Source organism: Acidovorax sp. M2(2025) (assembly GCF_049330835.1).
Lineage (GTDB): Bacteria > Pseudomonadota > Gammaproteobacteria > Burkholderiales > Burkholderiaceae_C > Acidovorax.
Genome location: NZ_CP186262.1, coordinates 523476 through 544493, shown reverse-complemented (window position 1 = coordinate 544493; position 21018 = coordinate 523476). Strand labels below are relative to the sequence as shown.

Genomic DNA, 21018 nt, shown 5'->3' with positions numbered 1-21018 from the left:
CGCGGTCCCGATCAGCCGCCGGGCTGCAGGTGGCGGACCACCAAGTTTTTCAGGAGCGGCAATTGTCCGTGAAAGAAATGCCCCCCTGCGGGGATAACGGTGACAGGCAGTATCTGGGGACGGGCCCAGTCCATGACGGCGGCCAGCGGCACGGTGTCGTCCTGCTCGCCATGGATCACCAGCGTACGCAGGTGGGCCTCTGCCGGCACGGGCGCCACGGTGAAGCGGCTGGCCGCGGTGCCGACCAGGACGGCGCGCTCTACACGGCCCTGGGGCCAGAGCGCCGCCAGCGCATGGCTGGTGACAAAGGCGCCGAAGGAAAAGCCGGCCAGCGCAATGCGCGGACCGGCAGCACCGCCCGGGGCCACCTGGTCCACGACGGCCAGCAGATCCCGCAGTTCCCCCCGGCCCTCATCGTGGGTGCCCGCCGTGCCGCCCACGCCCCGGAAGTTGAAGCGCACGGCCGTCCAGCCGCACTGCACAAAGGCGCGCGCCAGGGTCTGCACGACCTTGTTGTCCATGGTGCCACCAAACAGCGGATGGGGATGGGCGATGACGGCCACGCCGCGCGGGGCAGCGCCCTCGGCCAGCGCGGCGGCGTCACGCACGGCCTCGATGGCGCCTGCAGGGCCGGACAGGGTCAGGCGTTCGGTCTGGGCGTTCACGGAATTACTACCAAATCAATAGCTGCCAACACTTGATAGACAAGCGCCAGACGCCAAAAACACGAAAAACGCAAAAAAGCGAAAGAACTCGATGGAGCCGCTTTCAGCGCCCAAGTTCCGGCGGGGTGAGCAGCCGCTCCACCACCTGGCCGTTTTTCAGATGGGATTCGACGATTTCGTCGATGTCGGAGCTGTCCACGTAGGTGTACCAGACCGCCTCCGGGTACACCACGGCCACCGGCCCGCCGGCGCAGCGGTCCAGGCAGCCGGCCTTGTTCACGCGGACCTTGCCCGGTCCCGCCAGGCCGGCGGCCTTGACCTGGGCCTTGCAACGCTCGAAGCCTGCCTGGGCATTGTGGTGGGCGCAGCTGTCCTCGCCGTTGGTGCGCTCGTTCAGGCAGAAGAAGATGTGGCGCTGGTAGTAACCTGGCGCTTGGGAGGTATCGCTCATGCCGGCATTCTACGAACCCGGCCGGGCCGGCCCGGGCCACGCGCAGGCGCGGCGGCGGATTTTTCAGGCCGCGCGGTCGCGCCGGGATACCCGCAGCAGCACGTAGAGCAGCGCCGCATAGGGCCACAGCCAGCCCAGCCACTGGCCCAGCCCGTAGAAGCGAATAAAGCGGCCCTGCTCCCAGATCTGCAGGGTCTGGGCAAAATAGGCACTGGTCGGTGCCTGGTTAAGCAGCGCCAGGTGCCACGCCAGTGTGAGCAGCAGCACGGCCGCGCTGGCCCGCCGTGGCAGCGGCAGCAGCAGCAGCGCCAGGCCCAGCGCCGCCCACACGCCCACGCGGGTGGCAGGGCCCATCCACTCCCACGCGTGCACCGGCCCCCAGCTCAGCGCCGCCGACAGCGCCGTGAGCGTGACCCCCACGGCCACCACCGCCACGGCAAACAGGGCCCGGCGCCCCACCGACCGGATCACGCAGTACCCGAGCAGGCAGGGGGCCAGCAAGCCCAGCAGGACGCACAGCAACTCGCCGCTGGGCGACAGGGGATCGAAGGCGGTGTCCTGCAGGGGCAGCCACTCCAAGAACGGGGTGTCGGCCAGCACCTCGGTAAGCGCGGCCTCCAGCCGCTCCAGCACCTGCCCCAGGCCGAACGGCACCGCCGCCGGAAACAGCAGCGCCAGCGGCCACAGCGCCAGCAGCACGATGGCGCCGCTGGCGTCCTGCACGAACCACCGCCCGCGGAAATCGCTCCAGCGGTCGATGGCGCCCAGGCGTTCCAGCAGGGCCGCCGCCAGGGCGCCCAGCAGGGTGCCCGCGGTGTTCAGCAGCAGATCGAGGTTGGACGGCACGCGCCGGGGCAGGTAGATCTGCAGAAACTCCATGGACAGCGACAGCAGCATGCCCGCCAGCGTGGCCAGCAGCACCACGCCCCGCCCGCCGCCGGAGCGCAGCACGGCCAGCACCAGCAGGAAACCCAGGGGGGCATAGCCCGCCACGTTGACGGTGATATCGAACCCCGTCCAGTACGGGGGCGGCAGCGGTGCCAGCAGAAACACCAGCGGATCGATGCCCTGCGCCCGCCACCCGTCAAAGGGAAACAGGCTGGCAAAGACAATGAGCGCCGCGTAGATCAGCGCGAGGGGCCAGGCGGAGGTGCGGTGCATGGCTGGGTCACCTGCCCCCGCAGCGGCGGCCCCGCGGGCTGCGCCGCCAGATCACCGGACGCTGCGACACCACAGGCCCCCTTTTCGTTCAGAACGGCTTGACCACCACCAGGACCACGGCCGCCAGCAGCAGCAGCACCGGCACCTCGTTGAACCAGCGGAACCAGCCATGGGTGCGGCGGCTGGTGCCGTCGGCCAGCTTGCGCAGCATCACGCTGCACGCATGGTGGTAGCCGATCACCAGCACCACCACCGCCAGCTTGGCGTGCAGCCAGCCGTTGCCCGGGCCGCGGCCGATGCCATAGCCCAGCCACAGCCACAGGCCCAGCGCCACGGCGGGCACGGCCAGCAGCGTGGAGAACCGCAGGAGCTTGCGCGCCATCAGCAGCAGCCGGTCGCGTTCCGCGGCCGAGCCGGGCGCCACCATCGCCAGGTTGACAAAGATGCGCGGCAAATAGAACAGGCCGGCAAACCAACTGGCCACGAAAACAATGTGAAAGGCTTTTACCCAGAGCATGGGGCGCAGTTTAAGTGTCCCTGCCGCACGCTACGGCCGCGCCCAAAAAAAAGCCCGGCAAGACCGCCGGGCCGGGAAAGCCTGTTTTGCATCGCTGCAACCCGAGGCCCCGCTCAGGGAGGGAAAGCGGGGGGCGGCAGACCGCCCGCTGCCAATTTAGCACCGGCGCCAAAGTGTTACAAGCGGCATTGCCCGGGGGGCCGCGCAGTGCGTCCGGCCCCTGTCCAGCGCCCCTCCGGCACGTTCCGCCCCAGGGCGGCGCGCCCGCGCGGCCAGTGGCGCGCAGGGGGATAATCTTTGGCACCATGCATCTCCAAAGCCCCGCTCCTTTCCCCCAGAACCGCCCGCGCCGCCTGCGCCGCGATGCCTTCACTCGCAACCTGGTGCGCGAGCACGCCCTGTCGCCGCACGACCTGATCTACCCCGTGTTCGTGCACGAAGGCACGGGTCGGCGCGAGGCCGTGCCGTCCATGCCCGGCGTGGACCGCCTGAGCCTGGACCTGCTGCTGCCCGTGGCCGAGGACTGCGTGCAGCTGGGCATTCCGGTGCTGGCACTGTTCCCCTCGATCGAGACCGAACTCAAGGCGCCCGACGGCAAGGAAGCGCTGAACCCCGACGGCCTGATTCCGCGCGTGGTGCGCGCGCTCAAGAAGGAATTCCCCGACCTGGGCGTGCTGACCGACGTGGCGCTGGACCCCTACACCAGCCACGGCCAGGATGGCGTGCTGGACGCCACGGGCTACATCCTCAACGACGAGACCGTGGAAATCCTCACGGGCCAGGCGATGACGCACGCCGAGGCGGGCGTGGACATCGTCGCGCCCAGCGACATGATGGACGGCCGCATCGGCGCCATCCGCGAAGCGCTGGAGGTGCAGGGCCACATCCACACCCGCATCATGGCCTACAGCGCCAAGTACGCCAGCGCCTTCTACGGCCCCTTCCGCGACGCGGTGGGCACGCGCGGCGCCCTGGGCAAGGCCGACAAGAACGTCTACCAGATGGACCCGGGCAACAGCGACGAAGCCCTGCGCGAGGTGGCCATCGACATCGCCGAAGGCGCGGACATGGTCATGGTCAAGCCCGGCATGCCCTACCTGGACATCGTGCGGCGCGTGAAGGACGAGTTCAAGGTGCCGACCTTCGCCTACCAGGTGAGCGGCGAGTACGCCATGCTGAAGGCCGCTGCCGCCAACGGCTGGCTCGACCACGATGCCGTGATGATGGAAGCCCTGCTGGCCTTCAAGCGCGCGGGCGCCGACGGCGTGCTGACCTACTTCGCCCGCGACGCCGCACGCCTGCTCCTGAAACGATAGCCTCCAGCGCTTACCCCGTAAGCGCTAGAGGCACTTTTCATGCAAAACTGAGCGGCATGCGCATCTTCCACATCCACAGCGGCGGCGTCCAGGAACTCCACGCCCTGCCCCATCCGCTGCCGGCGCAGGGCTTCCTGTGGCTGGCGTGTGCGCGGCCGGCCTTTCAGTTGCGGCTGCCCGAGATCCAGCAGCACCTTCAGGCGTGGCTGGGGCTGCAGCTGGTGGATCTGCATGTGTCCGACCTGCTCAACGCCCACCTGCCGTCGCACTACGACTACACCTCGCAGTACGACCTGCTGGTCTTCCGCAGGCTGGGCGCCGGCGGCGGGGGCGGCCCAGGTGACGGCGGGGGCGCGGCCAGCCCGGCGGAGGGCGCTCCCGCCCCCGAAGGGCCCGCGCGGCGCAGCGGCCCGCCGGTGCTGCGCCGCATCGACACCAGCCCGGTCGGCTTCGCCGTGTTCGACAAGGTGCTGCTCACCGTGCACCCCACCGACTGCCTGGTGCGCGACGCCTACGCAGCGCGGCTGCTCGCCGCCCTGCCGGCCGCGCAGGGCGACGTGCGCGAGGGCCGCGCAAGCCCGGTGGCGGGCAGCCGGATCCCCACCAGCCCGGCGGACCTGATGCTGCGCATGGTCAACCTGATGGTGGACGGCTACCTGGACCTGCGCCGCGAACTCACCCGCCAGCTCGACCACTGGCAGACGGAGCTGCTCAAGCCCCGCGCCCGCTATGTGAACTGGACGTCGCTGCTGGAAGCCCGCCTGTCCCTGCACGGCCTGGACGAAACCTGCGAAGACCAGCGCAGCGCGGTGCAGGACTGGATCGACGCGCTGGAAACCTGGGACACCCCCGACACCCCGGCCGCGCTGCGCGAGCTGGACCTGCTCAAGGTGCGCAGCCGCGACGTGCTCGAACACATCGAACGCGTGGTGCACCACGTGCGCCGGCTGGAGCAAAGCACCGAAACCGCGGTGCAGATGCATTTCAGCGTGCAGAGCAACCGCACCAACGACATCATGCGCACGCTCACGGCGCTCACCGCCGTGTTCCTGCCGCTGAACCTCATCGCCGGCATCTTCGGCATGAATTTCGAGTTCCTGCCGCTCATCCACAAGTCCGACGGCTTCTGGTGGGCGCTGGGGTCCATGGGCCTGATTGCGCTGGCCCTGGTGCTGCTGTTCTGGCGCAAGCGCTACCTGGCGCGCACGGCGCGCTGAGGGCGCAGCGCTGGTCCAGGATGGGCAGCGCTGCCGACCGTGGCGAAGGCGGCACGGCGCCGGTGGCCGACAGCAGCACTGCAGCGCGTTGGTTGCTCAGGATCGCTTTCCACTCCTGCGCCTGCGGGCCAAAAAAGCCCCGGAGCCCAGAATGCCTGCGGCGGCAGCGCCAACACCCCCAAGCCCCACCGGCACTGCCACCGGTTTAGCCACAGGAGCAGGAGCAGGAGCAGGAGCAGGAGCAGGTGGCGGTGGCGGTGGCGGTGGCGGTGGCGGTGGCGGTGGCGGTGGCGGTGGCGGTGGCGGTGGCGGTGGCGGTGGCGGAGGCGGAGGCGGAGGCGGCGATACTGGAGCCGTGTCATCAAGACAAACCCTGGCTACTGCACTGCCCTGCAGGGTCAGTGTCAGCGAGCTGATCCACTGGCTTGCCGATATTTTCACTTTGCCAGAGCTACTTAGGTCCGGCGCGGAGATAATCGCACCGCCTTGCTGCTCCAGCTGGCCTGAACCAAATACAGTACTCGTTGGCAGCAATGGGGTTTGCACGATATCGGCATTTGTGAAGGGATACGGATTGCCGTCCAACGCCGCCGAGAAAGTATCACGAACAGGGTAGCTCCACGCTGGTTCCATCGAAGTCAAGTCCACCGTGATTGAACTCGCGAGAACTGGATGGTCGAAGGTATAGGTGCAGGAGCTCATCGAAATATCGGGCATCGATCCAAGCGCAACACCGTTAAAGCCATCCGGGAAAATACCAGGGAGAATCGCAGATCCCATCGGATTGTTAATGCCCGTGCTTGGATCATTATCACAGCCCGACACCGTGACTGCACCGTAAGCACCCGGGAGCGCAAGGCACTGCTGGGCTGCCATGGCTGCTTGCATTGCTGGCAGCACTAAACTCACCCAAACGGCGCATTTCGCTGGACGCAAACTCAATTTCATTTTCCCTGCCTATTTTTACAAACACCTAAAATATTGACAGAATATTTGCAAGGCGTTTGCAAACTAATGCAAATCAACGGCTAGCTTCTTGCGCACTTAATCAAACGCAGCTGTCTGGCGAACCCCGCCGGACAGCTGCTGGGTCGTGGCTGAGGCGCCGGTTGCACCGTGTTTTCCAGATGGGGGACAAGAGTTCGTCAATGCGGCGGGCGCGCGGCCGGCCTTTCGGCTGCGGCGGTGCGGAGTCTTTCCCACCCCGCCGGGGTGGGGCATCCCCGCGGGCGCGCGCCTAGGATGGCCGCACGAGAGCCCCATTCCCTAGGGATCCTCTTCACGAATCGTCGCGCCGTGTGCATCTGCGGCCTCGGGCGGTCTGTTGCGTTGCAAACGCCTCGCAATAGCACGGGCTATTGCTGCGTTTTGCGCCTTGCAGCCCCTCCCGATCCGCAGCACACACTTTCCGCTCGATTCGTGCAAAGCATCCCAAGGGGTCCGCGGCTTTGCCGCGCCCCCGCAGCCCCGCCCGCAAGCGCCATGCCCCACCCAGCCCGCATCCTTCTCGCCCTTGTTCTGGCGGTGTTCACCTGCCTGCCCGCCGCCGTGCTCGCCGCCACGGATCCCGAGGACGGGCCGGGCCTGGTGGAGCACCCGTCCATTGCGCGCTTTCCGGGGTTCTTCCTCTACAACGCCCAGCACCACGACTTCAACGAATTCCGCTTTGCCAGCCAGGGGTACGGCCCGGACGGCGAAAGCAGGGGCGACACCCGGGGCGGCGTGTTCTGGTACATGGATTTCTACCTGAAGGAGGGCGCGCGCCCACCCAGCGCCGTGGAGCTGCAGCGCAACTTCGACACGGCCTTTGTCCGGGCTGGTGCGGAGATCGTCCGCCGCAACCAGTCCGCGGAGGCGCCGCACAGCACCATCTACCGCCAGCCCCTGGCCGCCGGGTCCGAGCGCTGGATCCAGCTGACCCTGCACAACGCGGGGCAGCGCTACGAAATGCACGTCGTCGAGACGGCCGCCATGGCGCAGAAGCTGGAGTTCTCTGCCCGCGACATGGCGGACCGGCTCAAAGGCCAGGGGCGCCTGGCACTCCACGGCATCCAGTTTGAAACCGGCAAGGCGGTGATCCAGCCCGCGTCGCAGCCCCTGCTGCAGGAAGTGCGGCAGTTGCTACTGCAGGAGCCGCAGTGGCGGCTGTCCATCGAAGGGCACACGGACAACGTCGGCAGCGCCAGCGCCAATGCAGAGCTCTCGACCCGGCGTGCGCAAGCGGTGCTGGCCTACCTGGTCAGCCAGGGCATTGCCGCGCAGCGCCTGCAGGCCCGCGGCAAAGGCGACACGGCGCCGGTGGCCGACAACGGCACCGAAGCGGGCCGCGCCCGCAACCGCCGGGTGGAGCTGGTGCGTCTGCCCTGAAACCCCGCCCCGCCGCGCAGGCAGGCACACAGCGCGAAGTGCCTCTCAGCCCTGCCCCGCTTGACCGCAGCCCCCTGCACACCCGGCTGGGCAAGGCTTGAGGCATGTCAATGCGCCAGAAGTTGCAATTCGTAACATGCATTTCGCCGACCGCCACAAGCGGCGGCTGCGGCACCGGCCGCACCCTCAAAAATTCACGTGTTATGAATCAACTTGCCATTGGAAAACGCCTGTCCCTGGGTTTTGGATTGCTCCTGGCGCTGTCGCTGCTGGGTACCTTGCTGGGGGTCTGGCAGCTGCAGACGGCTTCCGCCTCCACCCAGGCCGTCATCGAACAACCGCTCGCCAAGGAGCGGCTCATCACCGACTGGTACCGCCTGATCCATACGGCCGTGCGCCGCACCACGGCCATCGCCAAGAGCAGCGACGCCGCGCTGGCCACCTATTTCGCTGACGAGCAGAAGCAATCGGCCGGCGCCACGACCGAGATCCAGAAAAAGGTGGAAGGCCTGATGCAGACCGACGCGGAGCATGTGCTGTTCAAGGAGATCAGCAGCCTGCGCAGCGACTACACCCAGGCGCGCGACGAGGTGATCCGCCTGCGCCGCGACGGCCAGGCCGACCAGGCGGACGCGCTGCTGGAGTCGCGCTTTGTTCCGGCCGCCAAGCAGTACATGTCGCGCGTGGAATCCCTGATGGAAATGCAGCGCAAGGCGCTGGACGAGTCCGCCACGCCCATCAAGGCCGCCAACGACAAGGCCCGCTACTGGCTGATCGCGCTGGGCGCCATCACCTGCGGGCTGGGCATGGTGCTGGCGGTGGCCATCACGCGCAGCATCACCCGCCCGCTGGGCGACTCGGTGGCGGTGGCCGGCACCATCGCCCAGGGCGACCTCACGGCGACCGTGGCCAGCACCAGCAATGACGAAACCGGCCAGCTGCTGCGCGCGCTGGGGGACATGCAGCACGCCCTGGGCACGGTGATCGGCCAGATCCGCGACGCGGGCGACGAGATTGCCAGCGCCAGCGACCAGATCGCCGGCGGCACGCAGGACCTGTCGTCCCGCACCGAGCACACCGCCGCCAACCTGCAGCAGACGGCATCGTCCATGGAGCAGTTCACGGCCACGGTGCAGCAGTCGGCCGAGGCCGCGCGCACGGCCAGCTCGCTGGCATCGTCCGCAGCGCAGGTGGCGTCGCAGGGCGGCCACCTGGTGGCGCAGGTGGTGGACACCATGGAAGACATCCACACCAGCTCGCGCCGCATTGCGGACATCATCGGCACCATTGACGGCATTGCCTTCCAGACCAACATCCTGGCGCTGAACGCGGCCGTGGAAGCCGCCCGCGCGGGCGAGCAGGGCCGGGGCTTTGCGGTGGTCGCGGGCGAAGTGCGCAGTCTCGCGCAGCGCAGTGCCGAAGCGGCCAAGGAGATCAAGGGCCTGATCTCCACCAGCGTCGAGAAGGTGGGCGCCGGCACGCAGCTGGTGCAGGACGCCGGCGCCGCCATGCAGAACATCGTGACCTCGGTGGAACGCGTGACGGAAGTGGTCGCCCAGATCGCGGCGAGTGCCCGCGAGCAGTCCGACGGCATCGCCATGGTCAACGGCGCCATCGCCCAGCTGGACCAGGCCACCCAGCAGAACGCAGCGCTGGTGGAGGAATCCGCGGCCGCCGCCCAGAGCCTGCGCGAGCAGGCTCACCGGCTGGCCCAGGCGGCCTCCAGCTTCAAGGTGCGCGACGGCCTGCAGCGGCGCCCCGCCGCCACCACGTCCGCGCGCGCCTTGCTTGCAGCCCCCTGACCCTCTCCGCCCGCCGCCCCGGGCGGTTGTGGCGCGCAAGGGTTATCGCTACAATTTGTAACTTCATCCCCAGCAAGGAACCGGACCATGATCTTTTTTCAGCGCTTTCTGCGAGCCGGTGCGCTCGCGACCCTGGCCGGCGCTCCCGTGCTGTCCTTCGCCCAGTCATCGAACGTCGTCGTGAGCTATGCGCCCCTGGCCACCAGCGTGCCTACCCTGGGCGAATGGGCCGCACTGGGCCTGGCGGCCCTCGTGGCCGCCGCAGCCCTGCGTGCGCTGCGCAAGCAGCAGGGCAGCCGCGTGGTGATGGGCCTGGCGCTGACCGCCGCCGGGCTGTTCGCGGCGATGCAAGGCAGCAGCCTGGTGGGCAACGCCGTGGCGTCCATCGCGTTCGAGATGGACAACCCCGCTGGCGGCACCGTGCAGCTGCCCATCGGCTACGGTGTGCAGCCCGTGACCAACACGTCGGGCGTGCCGCTGCGCGTCCTGTCGGTCACCCCCGACATGTCCCGCGATGACCCGGCCACCACCTGCCAGGCCAGCACGGTGCTGCCGCCCGGGGCCAGCTGCAACGTGCAGACCTTCGAACTCTGACGCAGCGGCCCCGGGAGGGGGGCTGCGCAACAGGGCACGCGGCGCTCAGGCCGCCAGCGCCAGCGCCAGGGGCTGACGGGCGCGAAACGCCCACTTGGGCCCGAGGCGAAAGGCCTCCAGCCTCCGCGACGAGGCGGTCGCGAAAAACAGGTCCTCCGACAGGCCCAAGCGCTCGAACACACGGCGCTGGCGCACCGAGCGGCGGCGCAAGTCCCCCTCGAAGGCGCTGCCATCGCCACGCGATTGCTCAAAAAAGGCGGCCGCGCGCGCCAGGTTCTGCAGAACCTGCGCGGTCAGCGCCGGCACCGCACGGGGAGCCGACAGGCGGGCCTGCGCGATGAACGGGTTCTGCCCCACGAGCAAGCCCCAGGGCCTTCGTCCCTCCACGGGATCCACGCTCAGGGCTTCGAGCTTGGTCAACCCGAAGTCGCGCGCCAGGGTCAGCCGCACGGCCAGCCACGGATCACTCTGGCGCACCTGCTCAATGGCCGCGCGCGCCGCGGACTCATCCCCCTCCAGAGGCAACACCAGCGAGCCCAGCAGGCGCTGCGCATGCGCGTCGCCCTGCCCTGCGGCCGCATGCAGCCACGCAATGGCCTGCTCCGACTCCGCCACTGAACCTGAGGAACGCAGCATCAGCGCTCCCAGCTTGCGCTGCGCCTGCGCCTGCCCCGCCACGGCCGCCTTCTCCAGGAAGAAGCGGGCCATCTGGGGGTTGGACACGGAGGAGCGGTGGTCTGCATGGGTCGCGTACAGAGCGAGCCATGCGTCGTCGCGGCCCGCATCGGCAGCGCGCAGCAACAGGGCCACTCCGTTGCGCAGGTTCAGCGAGGTGCTCAGGCGGGCGGGTGCCAGCGTGCCGCTGTCAATGCCGCACCGCGCGCGGCCGAGCAAGCTCGCTGCATCCCGGTCACCGCGCACGACGGCCAGCTCCAGGCTGGCCTCGATCTGCTCGGGTGCCAGCCCGCGCAGGGAATGGTTTTCCCGCTCCGCCCGCAGCACCGCGGCAACCACCAGGTCGGACAACGCATGCGTCAGCCGGGGAGCCACCATCAGCGCGACACGCAGGCAATCGACCAGCAGGTCCAGCCCCCCGTCGTCCTGCGCGTGGCGGGCTGCCGCCACGGCCACCTGCACCACGTCCAGCGCGGCGCTGGAGCGGATGGCATCCACCACGGCCTCCAGCGCGCCATCCGAACGCGCCTTGCGCAGGGCCGCCATGACCTGGCACGCCTCCACATGGCCGTCCGCGGCAGCCATCTCCAGCCAGGCCTGCCCAGCCGCAACACGGCTTTGCCGCAGTGCCATCCACACGCCCAGCTTGAACTGCGCAGCAGGGCTGCCCGCGGCGGCGGCCCGGTTGAGCGCGTCTTCCTGCTTGAGTTTCAACAGCTCCTGCAGCGGCAGGCTCTCGGCGATGACGCGGGCCGTTTCCGGAAGGTCGCGGACGCTGGGATGCGAGAGGTACTCGATGCCCGTGGCCACATGGCGCGGGAATCCGTCGCCCCCCACCAGATAGCGCCGTCCGGCCTTGCTGCGGGCGACGGGATCGCCCTGCCGGGCCAGGGTCAGCAACTGAATGTCTTGTCTGCGCATGCTCGCTCTCTTGCATCTGTTGCGGGGGCGGCACACAAAGGCGGCCTTGGTGGCCCAACCCGGTCCGCACCCCTGCGATATCGATGGATGGAAAGGATAGAAATGCACGCATGACGGCAGGCTTGCGGGAACATGACATTCCTGTAATGCGCGAATGCAGGAGGCCGGAACGAAAAAAGGCCCGCTCCCCTGGAGGGGGCGGGCCAAATGTTTAACCTTGGAAAAAATGCTGCCCATCCCTTGGGCAGCGGCGCGACGTCCCTTAGAAGGAGTGGCGCAGGCCGACGTCCAAGCCCTTGGAGTTGTCGCCCAGGCCGGTCTTCGCGCCGTTCAACGCCAGCGCGGCGCCGTTCTTGTTCTTCAAGTAGGCAAAGGTGGTGTACAGCGCGGTGCGCTTGGACAGGTTGTGCACGTAGCCCACGGCGAACTTGTTGGCCTGGACGTTGGTGTCCTGCACGGAGACGCGGGACCAGGACGCGCGGACCATGCCCACGCCGGCCACGGGGGCGGTCGCACCGATCATGTAGTAGCGGGCGTTCTCGTCGCGGCCCTTGGACCGGTCTTGGCCAGCCTCCACCAGCAGCCGGGCCACGCCGAAATCGTACGAGCCGCCCACGTTGGCATGCGTCACGTCGCCATAGGCACCCAGGCTGGACACCGAGCCATAGCTCACGCCCAGGTTGAGGGGGCCGTTCTCATAGCCGCCGCGCAGGCCGTAGCCGTTGCCGTCGCTGGCGCCGTTGGCGGCCTCGCCACGGTAGTACTGGACCTGGCCAAAGAACCCGCCCAGGTTCTTCGGCGTGAAGTACGACACCGCATTGTTGGTGCGGGTCTGCATCGCGTAGCCGTAGTTGGAACCCAGGGAGGTGGTCTTCAGCAGGGCGCCCACGCCGTTGTCGCCAAAGGCGTCGTAGATGTTGTTGTAGGTGGCGGTGAAATCCCGGCCCAGGCGGACTTCGCCCCAGTTGCTGCCCATCAGGCTGACCGTCGAGCGGCGGTTGAAGTTGAAGGTGTTGGAGACACCCGTACCGTCGTCGATGTTGTAGCCGGCTTCGAGCCAGAAGCCTGCGGCCAAGCCGCCGCCAAGGTCTTCGACGCCGCGGAAACCGATGCGGTTGGACGCCAGGCCGCCGCTGCCCACGCTGGTTCGGTTGGTTTCGCTACCGCGGCCGCTTTGCAACACCACGTCGGCCACGCCAAACAGCGTGACGGACGATTGTGCGTAAGAGGTGGCACCAGCTGCTGCGAGTACAGCCAGTGTGGCAAATTTTTTCATGGTCATCCTTCTAAAAGTGGGTTCAATCGGAATTCATGTCCCACGCCTTCATGGCAGGACATGGAGCAAGCGTAGGCACTGGCTCCCGCACTCCACAGGCCGGATGACGCAAGCACGGGGGGGACGCATGTACGCCCCCCGCGGTTTGAGCCCACACCGTTTTACACGTGCCACAACCCCGCACGGATTTGGGGCTATTCGGAGCCATTGGGTGCAATTTGCGGCGCATCCCCCCGCCGCAGCCGCTGCGTACTGCGCCGCCGTGGCAATTGCAGCGACCGCCGCGCCCGCGTGAGAAACCTCACAGACCCGTCCGTCCCCGCCGCGCAAGAATTTCCCCGGAACAACCAGCCCAACGGTGCGCACAAAGCGGGCCCGTGCCGGGCGCCATCTCCTCAACCGCTGCCACTGCCACTACCACTGCCATTCCAGCGTTCAAGCCCGCCGGGATTCCGCCACATGCGTCTCTTGTCCATTGAAGACGAACCTTCGACCTCGGCCTACCTGCACAAGGGATTGACGGAGCACGGCCATGTCGTGGACTCCGCATCCGACGGCGTGGAGGGCCTGCACCTGGCCAGTTCGGGCCACTATGACCTGATCCTGCTCGACGTGGGGCTGCCGGGCGCCAGTGGCTGGGAGGTGCTGCGCGGCATTCGCGCCCGGCGCCAGACCCCGGTGTTTTTCCTGTCGGGCCGCGACGACGTGGAAGACCGCGTCAAGGGGCTGCTGCTCGGTGCCGACGATTACCTGGTCAAGCCATTTGCCTTTTCCGAGCTGCTCGCGCGCATCCAGGTGGTCGCGCGCCGCAGCGTCCCGATGTCCGTTCCCGACGGGGTGCTGCGCGTGGGCGACCTGGAGGTCGATACCACCCGCCGGCGCGTGCGGCGTGCCACGCAGCGCATCGACCTCACCACCCAGGAGTTCGTTCTGCTGGACTACCTGGTGCGCCACGCGGGCGAGGTCATGTCACGCACCTTGATCGCGCAGAACGTGTGGGACATGCACTTTGACAGTGATACCAATGTCGTCGACGTCGCGGTGCGCCGCCTGCGGGCCAAGGTCGATGACCCCTTCACGGACAAGCTCATCCACACGGTCCGAGGGGTCGGCTATGTCCTCGAGCACCCGGGCGCCTGAGCCGGGGGCGGCACTCCCGCCAGCTGCGCCGGCCGCAGGGGGCCCGGCGCCCTGGCGCCTGGCGGCCCGCCTGCGCGGCTCCCTGGTGCTGAGAGCAGCGCTGGCGAACTCGCTGGTGGCGGCACTGGTCACCGCCATGGGCCTCTGGACGGCAGGGTTCCTCCTGGAGCAGGACCTGGAGGACCTGCGCCCGCTGCTGCTCAATACGGGCGACATGCTCGGGATTCCCGCGGCGGACCTGAGCGCGTGGCAGCACAGTTTCGCGGAACGCTTCTGGCGCATCGTCGCCATCACGCTCGGCGTGGCGGCACTGGCGGCCGGTGGGCTGGCATGGTGCACCTTGCAGCTCGTGCTGGCCCCGGCCTACCGGCTGGCCCACACGGCCAATCGCATCAGCGCCCGGGCCCTGGACGAACGGCTTCCGTCCCAGGGCCACCCGATCGAGCTGGAACCCGTGGCGCGGGCGTTCAACCACATGCTGGACCGGCTGGAGGACTCCTTCACCCGCCTCTCGGGCTTTTCGTCCGACGTGGCGCATGACCTGCGCGAGCCGATCCACCGCCTTCTGATCGCCGCCGAGGTCACGCTGTCCCGTCCGCGCAGCGCCGGCGAGTACCGCGCTGCGATCGAGGCCAGCATGCCGGTGTACGAGCGCATGGGCCGCCTGATCGAAAACATCCTGTTCCTGGCGCGCGCCGACAGCCAGCAGTCGGCCCTGCACGCCGCCCCGGTGCCGCTGGCGCAGCGGCTGCAAGCCATCGCGGCCTTCTTCGAGCTGCTGGCGCAGGAGCAAGGGGTGCAGCTGGCGCTGCAGGTTGCGCCCGGCGCCGTGGTCTGGGCCGATGACGCCCTGCTCACCCGCGCCACCGGCAATCTGCTGACCAACGCCATCCACCATGCGCGCAAGGGAAGCACCGTCGTGGTCTCTGCCGAAGTCTCCCCGGCAGGGGCCGGCTGCATCTCGGTCGCCAACGAGGGCGATCCGATCGCGCCCGAGCACCAGGCGCGGATCTTTGAACGCACGTACCGCGTCGGAAGCCCCTCTGCGGAAGCCGCGGCGGGTGCCGGCCTGGGCCTGGCCATTGTGAAGAGCGCCATGGAACTGCACGGAGGGTCCGCCACCGTGCGCAGCGCGCCCGGCCAGCCCACGGTGTTCACCCTGGCGTTTCCCGCCCCGCCGGCGCGCCACTCGCCGCCGCCTGCCGCCCCGGCCCCCGGCGATCCCACGGGCGGATAGGGGGCCGTGCTGCGGCCCGGAGCGGTGCGCGGAAGGCTGGCTCCAGATCAGGGCCGGGGCACGCCGAACAGCGCCGCAGCGTTGGCCCACGCAACCTTGTCCGCCACACCCGGGGGCAGGCTGCCCAGCCAGGTGCGGTAGCCCTGCATCAGGGTTTCGTAGTGCTGCCAGCGCTGGTTCACCCAGGTGTCCGATCCGATCACGAAGCGCGTGGGGTACTTGAGCAGCAAGGCGCGCCACGCAGGGCAGAGCTGGCCGTCGTCGCACACCAGGCCGGGACGGTACGAAAGTTCGCCCACCAGGCCGGGGTAGCGCGCCATCAGCGCGTCCACCCGCTCCACCGGCGCGCCGCCGATGCCGGTGTGGGCCCAGATGAGCCGCAGCTTCCGGCCCTGGGAGGGCGTGTGAGCCATCAGCAAATCGATAGCCGCATCGTCCACATGGGCCAGCACCACCAGGTCGCGCTCTTCGGCCAGGGTCATCAGCTTCTTGGCCACCGGGCCGTTGGCATTTGCGCTGTCGTACAGGTGGAATTCGCCAAGGCCCCGGTAGGGGCCGGAGCCCGTGCCGCGCGCCAGCTCGGCCAGCACCATCTCGTAGATGGTCTCGTCGGCAAACCAGCCCGTGTAGTCGGCGCGATTGCGGTACAGCCGCACAAAAGGCACCACGGCCACGCCCGCCGCGCGCACCTCGGGCAATGCGGCCAGCGCCAGCGATCCGGTGTTGGGCCGCGAATTGGCCACGATGGCGCGCACCCCCGATGCCTTCATGCGGGCCAGCACATCCGACGGCGGGTGCGGGCCCGCCTGGCCATCCCATGCCTCCTCGTTGTAGTGCAGGTGGGCATCGAACAGCGGGCCGGCATAGCCAGCAGCAAAGGCCTGCACCGCAAAAGCTATCAAAACAATAGCTGTCAGCGCTTTCCCCATAAGCGCTGCAGGCCAAAAACGCTGCGGACGAGCCATGACCGCCTGCGCCGCGTCAGCCGAGGTGCTTGTCGAAGAACGCCAGCGTGCGGTCCCGCGCCGCCATGGCGGCCGGCTCGTCGTAGCTGCCCCGCTGGTCGCAGTTGAAGCCGTGGTCGGCGTCGTAGAGATGGACTTCCACCTCGGGGTGGGCGCGGGCAAAGGCCTGCACGCTGTCCACCGGGATGAAGTGGTCGCGCTGGCCGAAGTGGGCCAGCACCGGCACGGTGGGGTGGCGCGCAGTCTCCTCGGGCGTGGTCATGCCGCCGCCGTAGTACGGCACGGCGGCCGACAGGCCCGTGAGCGTGCAGGCCGCGCGCCAGGTCAGCAGGCCGCCCCAGCAAAAGCCCACGATGCCCACCTTGCGGCCGCTTTGCGCGGCTGCGTAGTCGATGGCGGCCTGGATGTCGGCCATCACGCCCGGTGCCGGCAGCGCCTCGACCGCCGACTTGAGCGCCATGCCCGCCTTCATGTCCTCGGCGCTGTAGCCCCTCTCCACGCCGGGCTGCACGCGGTGGAAGGTGGACGGCGCCACGGCCAGATAGCCGCGCGCGGCAAAGCGGTCGGCCACGGCGCGGATGTGCGAGTTCACGCCGAAGATCTCCTGCAGCACCACCACGGCGCCGCGCGGTGCCGTGTCGGGCTTTGCCACCCAGGCAGGAAAGGTGAAACCATCGCGAGATTGCAGATCGACAAACTGACCCATGGTGCGGCTCCTTGGTGAATGGGGACAACGGACGGTCTGGGCGGTTGCCATAACCTGTTCCAATGCGGCATTCTTGCAGGAGACCGCATTCCATGAAGAACAAGATCGCGTTAATCACCGGCGCCAGCCGTGGCATTGGCGCCGCCACCGCCGTGCGGGCCGCGCGCCAGGGCTGGGCGGTGGCCGTGAACTACCAGGGCAACCAGGCCGCCGCCGATGCGGTGGTGCAGCAGATCCGCGCGGGCGGCGGCACCGCCCTGGCCGTGCAGGCCGACGTGGCCGACGAGGCCCAGGTGCTGGCGATGTTCGCCACGGTGGACGCGCAGCTCGGCCGCATCACCGCGCTGGTGAACAACGCGGGCGTAGTGGACGTGCCCGCCCGCGTGGAGGACATGAGCACCGCACGGCTGCGCCGCATGTTCGACATCAACGTGATCGGCAGCATCGTCTGCGCCCGCGAGGCCGTGCGCCGCATGAGCACCCGGCACGGCGGCGCGGGCGGCAGCATCGTCAACGTCTCCAGCGCCGCCGCGCGGCTGGGCGCGGCAGGCCAGTACGTGGACTACGCCGCAGCCAAGGGCGCCATCGACACCTTCACCGTGGGCCTGGCGCGCGAGGTGGCGGCCGAGGGCATCCGCGTGAACGCCGTGCGCCCGGGCCTGATCGAGACCGACATCCACGCCAGCGGCGGCCTGCCCGACCGCGTGCGCGACCTGGCCCCCCAGGTGCCCATGCAGCGCGGCGGCACGGCCGAGGAAGTGGCCGAGGCCATCGTCTGGCTGATGTCGGATGCGTCGCCGTACACCACCATGTCCCTGCTCGACGTATCCGGAGGAAGGTAATGAAACACCCCCTGAGTCGCTTCGCGCCTCCGTGCGTCCGCCGGAGACGGCCGCTCTTCGGCCGCGTCCAAGCCTGCGCAGGCAGGCTCGGAGCCGCGGCCCTCAGCCCCTCTCTCGCTTCGCGGGAGGGGAACGACGCCCTCACTGCGGGGCGGCCCTTGCTCGGCGTCACTGGCTGCTGGCAGCGCCGGTTTCAAAGTCTGGGGGTCGTGGTCAACGCCATGGAGAATTGATATGGATCTGAAACCCCTCATCACCCTGCTGGCCATCGTGAACCCGCTGGCCATCGTACCGTTCTTCATCCACTACACCCAGGGCTTTTCGTACGCGCAGCGCCGGCGCACCATCCAGGTGGCCAGCTTCAGCGTGTTCTGCGTGATCGCGGCCTGCGCGCTGCTGGGCCTGCAGATCCTGGACTTCTTCAACATCTCGCTGCAAAGCTTCCAGGTGGGCGGCGGCATGCTGCTGCTCATCAGCGCGATGAACATGCTCAACGCCCAGCCCGCCGAGGCCAAGCCCACCACCAACGAGTACGAGGAAGGCGCCGAGAAAGCCGCCGCCGGCAGCAGCATTGCCGTGGTGCCGCTCACCATTCCCTTGCTCACCGGCCCCGCCAGCATGTCCACCGTGGTGATCTATGCCGACCGGGCGCAGACCTTCTGGCAGCACGCCGCGCTGGTGGGTTACGGCGTGGTCATCGCGCTGGCCACCGCCGTGTGCTTTGCCCTGGCCGACCCGATCGCCCGGGTGCTGGGCAAGACCGGCATCAACGTGATGACCCGGCTCATGGGCCTGATCCTGGCCGCGCTGGCGGTGGAGGTGATGGCGGACGGGCTGGGCAAGCTGTTCCCCATCCTCGTCGCGCGCTGACCGCCCATGTCCGCCCGCCTGTTGCTGCTCGAAGACGACCCCGCCATCGCCCGCACGGTGGCCTATGCGCTGGAGCGCGACGGCCTGGCCGTGACGCACAGCCTGCTGGTGCATGACGCGCGCCAGCAGCTGCGGCGCACGCGCTTTGACCTGCTGGTGCTGGACGTGGGACTGCCCGACGGCAGCGGGCTCGACCTGCTGCGCGACGTGCGCGGCGCGGCGCAGACCGTGGCGATCCCGGTGCTCATGCTCAGCGCCCACGGCGAAGAGATCGACCGCGTGCTGGGCCTGGAGCTGGGCGCCGACGACTACCTGACCAAGCCCTTCAGCCCGCGCGAGCTGGCCGCGCGCGTGAAGGCGCTGCTGCGCCGCACGGGCCACGGCAACGGCCACGCCAGCCCGGCGCCCGCTGCCGCGCCGCTGTTCCACGACGACGAGCCCGGCCAGCGCATCAGCCTGCGCGGCCAGGCCCTGCCGCTGACGCGGCGCGAATACCGCCTGCTGTCCCACCTGCTGCGCGGCGCAGGCCGCATCCATTCGCGCGAGGCCCTGCTCGCTGCCGCGTGGGGCGACGACAGCGAGAGCACCGACCGTACGGTGGACACCCACATCAAGACCCTGCGCGCCAAGTTGCGCGAGGTGGACCCGGAGCGCGAGTACATCAGCACGCACCGGGGCATGGGGTATTGCCTGGATGTGTAAGAACCTGTCTACGGCCCTTTGACGGGGGCCGTTGCCCCGCCCTGGGAGCCGTCAGAACCGATGGCGGATCGACAGCGACAGGCTGTTGACGTCCTTGCCGGGCGATGCCGCCACACCCCCCAGGAAACCGTTGCCGCCCAGCATGTCCTGCGACGTGTTCTTGTTGTTCAGGTGGGTGAGCACGGCGTTCAGGTCGGTCCGCCTGGAAAGGGTGTACGTATAGGCCACGCCGTACGACGAGCGGTCGGCGTTGAACGGGCGTTTGTCGTTCATGCTGTTGTAGGCCACGGCCACCGTGTGCACGCCCCGGGTGAGGCGGTAGCCGATCTGGAACAGGCGCGCATCTTGCCGGAAGCCCTGGACAAAGGCGTTTTGCACCAGACCGGCAAATGGCGCCGTGGCCGGATTGGCCGAGAGGCCGGCGGCGATGCCGGACAGGTCGGTCGGGTGGTTGTCCTTGATGGTGCTGAATTGGCCCGCCAGCGTGCCGGGACCGATGTCCACCGTGGCCCCCAGGACGGCGGTCGTCAGCGACTTCTCGCCCAGCTCATTGTTGCGGGTGTTGTAGCCGCCGCCGAACGCGTAGCCGTCGCCCTGGTACGTGGCCATGACGCCCCACAGCCGCCGCGCGCTCGCACGTCCGGCGACCTCGCCTGCGGCGTACATCGCCGTGGCGGTCACTCCGCCCTGCTGCAGCCCGTACTGCAGCGAGTTGCTCACGCGAATGTCGAACGAAGCCGGGATGGCCACCAACTGCCCCAGCGCCAGGCTGGACTCGGTCTTCATCACGTCGAAGTAGGCCGTGGCCAGGTAGCCGGGTGTGTATTGCCGGCCGAACGTGAAGGCGCCGTACGGCGTGACCAGGCCCGTGAAGATCTGCCTGTCAAAGAAGTTGTTGCCCAAATTCACGCCCACGGAATTGCCGATTTGCGAGGCCACGGCGGCCACCGCGGGCTGCAGCGCTGCTGGCAGCCCCAGGTAGCTGGCGTTGCTGAGCCGGTCGGGCAGCTTGCCCTGGGAAATGGGGCGGCTGCCGAGCGCCCCGGTGTCCGCTTCCAGGCGAGACTCCAGCGTGAAGACGGCGCGGTAGCCGCCACCCAGGTCTTCATTTCCCTTGAACCCGAGGCGCGAGCCTTGCATGTTGCCGCTGGTCAGGCGGGTTGCAGAGCCGCCAGGGGCTCCGGTGACGTGCTGAATACCCACGTCGACAATGCCGTACATCGTGACGCTGCTGGTGCCGGTCGCGCTTTGCGCCATGCCCAACGACGAAAAGCAGCCGAGCACGGCTGCCGATAAGAGGCGCGTTTTCCGCATATCTTGTCTCCTGTTGTTGCTTGCAGTGGGAAATGAATGCCCACGCCACTTCGCGGGCAGTTCGGAACCGAGACTAGGCGGCAGGCCCCCCATAGCCACAGGGCCAGGCGCGGACCGCGGGCCCCTTGCGGGCGCCCCGGCCTGTTTCCGGGAGAAACCGTTGCACCGTTCCAACTTCCGGCGGCCCCCGCCGCAGGGCCGCACCGGACGGGGTTGCACCTGCGTGCGCACCAAGGCCCGACGCGCACGCCGCCCCTGGGGCTGCTGCGGCTATATTGCT

19 protein-coding genes are annotated in these 21018 nt (G+C 68.6%); 10 read left to right on the top strand and 9 right to left on the bottom strand.

Annotated features, from left to right (window positions below; genetic code table 11):
• Positions 1-11: 11 nt before the first annotated feature.
• The 4 genes from ACOYR3_RS02445 to ACOYR3_RS02430 all read right to left on the bottom strand — a co-directional run bounded on the left by ACOYR3_RS02445 (position 12) and on the right by ACOYR3_RS02430 (position 2794).
• Positions 12-665 carry an alpha/beta hydrolase gene (locus ACOYR3_RS02445; RefSeq protein WP_422844937.1) on the bottom strand — a complete coding sequence of 218 codons (654 nt, stop codon included), beginning with the start codon at positions 663-665 and terminating at the stop codon, positions 12-14.
• Positions 666-768: 103 nt separating this feature from the next.
• A complete protein-coding gene (locus tag ACOYR3_RS02440) occupies positions 769-1116 on the bottom strand; it encodes a (2Fe-2S) ferredoxin domain-containing protein (protein ID WP_422844936.1) in 348 nt (115 codons plus the stop codon).
• A gap of 63 nt (positions 1117-1179) precedes the next feature.
• Positions 1180-2277 carry a VanZ family protein gene (locus ACOYR3_RS02435; RefSeq protein ID WP_422844935.1) on the bottom strand — a complete coding sequence of 366 codons (1098 nt, stop codon included), beginning with the start codon at positions 2275-2277 and terminating at the stop codon, positions 1180-1182.
• Positions 2278-2365: 88 nt separating this feature from the next.
• Positions 2366-2794: a CopD family protein gene (locus tag ACOYR3_RS02430; RefSeq protein ID WP_291485283.1), complete on the bottom strand. Its 429-nt coding sequence runs from the start codon at positions 2792-2794 to the stop codon at positions 2366-2368.
• 305 nt (positions 2795-3099) lie between these two features.
• Between ACOYR3_RS02430 and hemB the strand changes: the two genes are divergently transcribed.
• The 5 genes from hemB to ACOYR3_RS02405 all read left to right on the top strand — a co-directional run bounded on the left by hemB (position 3100) and on the right by ACOYR3_RS02405 (position 10090).
• On the top strand, positions 3100-4110 hold the full coding sequence (gene hemB, locus ACOYR3_RS02425) for a porphobilinogen synthase (RefSeq protein WP_422844934.1): 1011 nt from the start codon (positions 3100-3102) through the stop codon (positions 4108-4110).
• A 56-nt stretch (positions 4111-4166) separates the two neighbouring features.
• Positions 4167-5327: a magnesium transporter CorA family protein gene (locus ACOYR3_RS02420; RefSeq protein WP_422844933.1), complete on the top strand. Its 1161-nt coding sequence runs from the start codon at positions 4167-4169 to the stop codon at positions 5325-5327.
• A 1482-nt stretch (positions 5328-6809) separates the two neighbouring features.
• A complete protein-coding gene (locus ACOYR3_RS02415) occupies positions 6810-7694 on the top strand; it encodes an OmpA family protein (protein ID WP_422844932.1) in 885 nt (294 codons plus the stop codon).
• A gap of 203 nt (positions 7695-7897) precedes the next feature.
• Positions 7898-9496, top strand: coding sequence for a methyl-accepting chemotaxis protein (locus ACOYR3_RS02410; RefSeq protein WP_422844931.1), 1599 nt, complete (start codon positions 7898-7900; stop codon positions 9494-9496).
• An 87-nt stretch (positions 9497-9583) separates the two neighbouring features.
• Positions 9584-10090 carry a midcut-by-XrtH protein gene (locus ACOYR3_RS02405; RefSeq protein ID WP_422844930.1) on the top strand — a complete coding sequence of 169 codons (507 nt, stop codon included), beginning with the start codon at positions 9584-9586 and terminating at the stop codon, positions 10088-10090.
• Between the two features lie 45 nt (positions 10091-10135).
• Here ACOYR3_RS02405 and ACOYR3_RS02400 read toward each other — a convergent pair whose 3' ends face one another.
• A complete protein-coding gene (locus ACOYR3_RS02400) occupies positions 10136-11686 on the bottom strand; it encodes a hypothetical protein (protein ID WP_422844929.1) in 1551 nt (516 codons plus the stop codon).
• A gap of 262 nt (positions 11687-11948) precedes the next feature.
• A complete protein-coding gene (locus ACOYR3_RS02395; protein WP_422844928.1) occupies positions 11949-12962 on the bottom strand; it encodes a porin in 1014 nt (337 codons plus the stop codon).
• Positions 12963-13421: 459 nt separating this feature from the next.
• On the opposite strand from ACOYR3_RS02395, the gene ACOYR3_RS02390 reads away from it, so the two are divergent.
• Together ACOYR3_RS02390 and ACOYR3_RS02385 are read left to right on the top strand one after the other, a co-directional pair.
• The gene (locus ACOYR3_RS02390; RefSeq protein ID WP_422844927.1) at positions 13422-14102 is read left to right on the top strand and encodes a heavy metal response regulator transcription factor; all 681 of its coding nucleotides are present in this window, start codon (positions 13422-13424) and stop codon (positions 14100-14102) included.
• Entirely contained in the window at positions 14077-15339 is a 1263-nt protein-coding gene (locus ACOYR3_RS02385) for a heavy metal sensor histidine kinase (protein ID WP_422844926.1), read from the top strand. The genes ACOYR3_RS02390 and ACOYR3_RS02385 overlap by 26 nt, the downstream gene beginning before the upstream one ends.
• Positions 15340-15386: 47 nt before the next feature.
• Here ACOYR3_RS02385 and ACOYR3_RS02380 read toward each other — a convergent pair whose 3' ends face one another.
• Both ACOYR3_RS02380 and ACOYR3_RS02375 read right to left on the bottom strand, forming a co-directional pair.
• Positions 15387-16268 carry an amidohydrolase family protein gene (locus ACOYR3_RS02380; RefSeq protein ID WP_422844925.1) on the bottom strand — a complete coding sequence of 294 codons (882 nt, stop codon included), beginning with the start codon at positions 16266-16268 and terminating at the stop codon, positions 15387-15389.
• A gap of 52 nt (positions 16269-16320) precedes the next feature.
• Positions 16321-17010, bottom strand: a complete 690-nt coding sequence (locus tag ACOYR3_RS02375; protein ID WP_422844924.1) for a dienelactone hydrolase family protein — start codon at positions 17008-17010, stop codon at positions 16321-16323.
• 92 nt (positions 17011-17102) lie between these two features.
• Here ACOYR3_RS02375 and ACOYR3_RS02370 point away from each other — a divergent pair, with 92 nt between their 5' ends.
• The 3 genes from ACOYR3_RS02370 (at position 17103) to ACOYR3_RS02360 (ending at position 19424) form a co-directional block, all read left to right on the top strand.
• Positions 17103-17852, top strand: coding sequence for an SDR family oxidoreductase (locus ACOYR3_RS02370; RefSeq protein WP_422844923.1), 750 nt, complete (start codon positions 17103-17105; stop codon positions 17850-17852).
• 234 nt (positions 17853-18086) lie between these two features.
• Positions 18087-18722, top strand: coding sequence for a MarC family protein (locus ACOYR3_RS02365; RefSeq protein WP_422844922.1), 636 nt, complete (start codon positions 18087-18089; stop codon positions 18720-18722).
• A 6-nt stretch (positions 18723-18728) separates the two neighbouring features.
• Positions 18729-19424 (top strand): winged helix-turn-helix domain-containing protein, encoded by a 696-nt coding sequence (locus ACOYR3_RS02360; RefSeq protein ID WP_422844921.1) that lies wholly within the window; start codon positions 18729-18731, stop codon positions 19422-19424.
• A 51-nt stretch (positions 19425-19475) separates the two neighbouring features.
• On the opposite strand, the gene ACOYR3_RS02355 is transcribed toward ACOYR3_RS02360, so the two are convergent.
• A complete protein-coding gene (locus ACOYR3_RS02355; protein ID WP_422844920.1) occupies positions 19476-20738 on the bottom strand; it encodes a porin in 1263 nt (420 codons plus the stop codon).
• Positions 20739-21018: the final 280 nt, after the last annotated feature.

Coding starts and splice junctions, on each gene's coding strand:
- ACOYR3_RS02440 (WP_422844936.1), bottom strand. CDS start 1,116: ATGAGCGATACCTCCCAAGCGCCAGGTTACTACCAGCGCCACATCTTC.
- ACOYR3_RS02435 (WP_422844935.1), bottom strand. CDS start 2,277: ATGCACCGCACCTCCGCCTGGCCCCTCGCGCTGATCTACGCGGCGCTC.
- ACOYR3_RS02430 (WP_291485283.1), bottom strand. CDS start 2,794: ATGCTCTGGGTAAAAGCCTTTCACATTGTTTTCGTGGCCAGTTGGTTT.
- hemB (WP_422844934.1), top strand. CDS start 3,100: ATGCATCTCCAAAGCCCCGCTCCTTTCCCCCAGAACCGCCCGCGCCGC.
- ACOYR3_RS02420 (WP_422844933.1), top strand. CDS start 4,167: ATGCGCATCTTCCACATCCACAGCGGCGGCGTCCAGGAACTCCACGCC.
- ACOYR3_RS02415 (WP_422844932.1), top strand. CDS start 6,810: ATGCCCCACCCAGCCCGCATCCTTCTCGCCCTTGTTCTGGCGGTGTTC.
- ACOYR3_RS02410 (WP_422844931.1), top strand. CDS start 7,898: ATGAATCAACTTGCCATTGGAAAACGCCTGTCCCTGGGTTTTGGATTG.
- ACOYR3_RS02405 (WP_422844930.1), top strand. CDS start 9,584: ATGATCTTTTTTCAGCGCTTTCTGCGAGCCGGTGCGCTCGCGACCCTG.
- ACOYR3_RS02400 (WP_422844929.1), bottom strand. CDS start 11,686: ATGCGCAGACAAGACATTCAGTTGCTGACCCTGGCCCGGCAGGGCGAT.
- ACOYR3_RS02395 (WP_422844928.1), bottom strand. CDS start 12,962: ATGAAAAAATTTGCCACACTGGCTGTACTCGCAGCAGCTGGTGCCACC.
- ACOYR3_RS02390 (WP_422844927.1), top strand. CDS start 13,422: ATGCGTCTCTTGTCCATTGAAGACGAACCTTCGACCTCGGCCTACCTG.
- ACOYR3_RS02385 (WP_422844926.1), top strand. CDS start 14,077: ATGTCCTCGAGCACCCGGGCGCCTGAGCCGGGGGCGGCACTCCCGCCA.
- ACOYR3_RS02380 (WP_422844925.1), bottom strand. CDS start 16,268: ATGGGGAAAGCGCTGACAGCTATTGTTTTGATAGCTTTTGCGGTGCAG.
- ACOYR3_RS02375 (WP_422844924.1), bottom strand. CDS start 17,010: ATGGGTCAGTTTGTCGATCTGCAATCTCGCGATGGTTTCACCTTTCCT.
- ACOYR3_RS02370 (WP_422844923.1), top strand. CDS start 17,103: ATGAAGAACAAGATCGCGTTAATCACCGGCGCCAGCCGTGGCATTGGC.
- ACOYR3_RS02365 (WP_422844922.1), top strand. CDS start 18,087: ATGGATCTGAAACCCCTCATCACCCTGCTGGCCATCGTGAACCCGCTG.
- ACOYR3_RS02360 (WP_422844921.1), top strand. CDS start 18,729: ATGTCCGCCCGCCTGTTGCTGCTCGAAGACGACCCCGCCATCGCCCGC.
- ACOYR3_RS02355 (WP_422844920.1), bottom strand. CDS start 20,738: ATGCGGAAAACGCGCCTCTTATCGGCAGCCGTGCTCGGCTGCTTTTCG.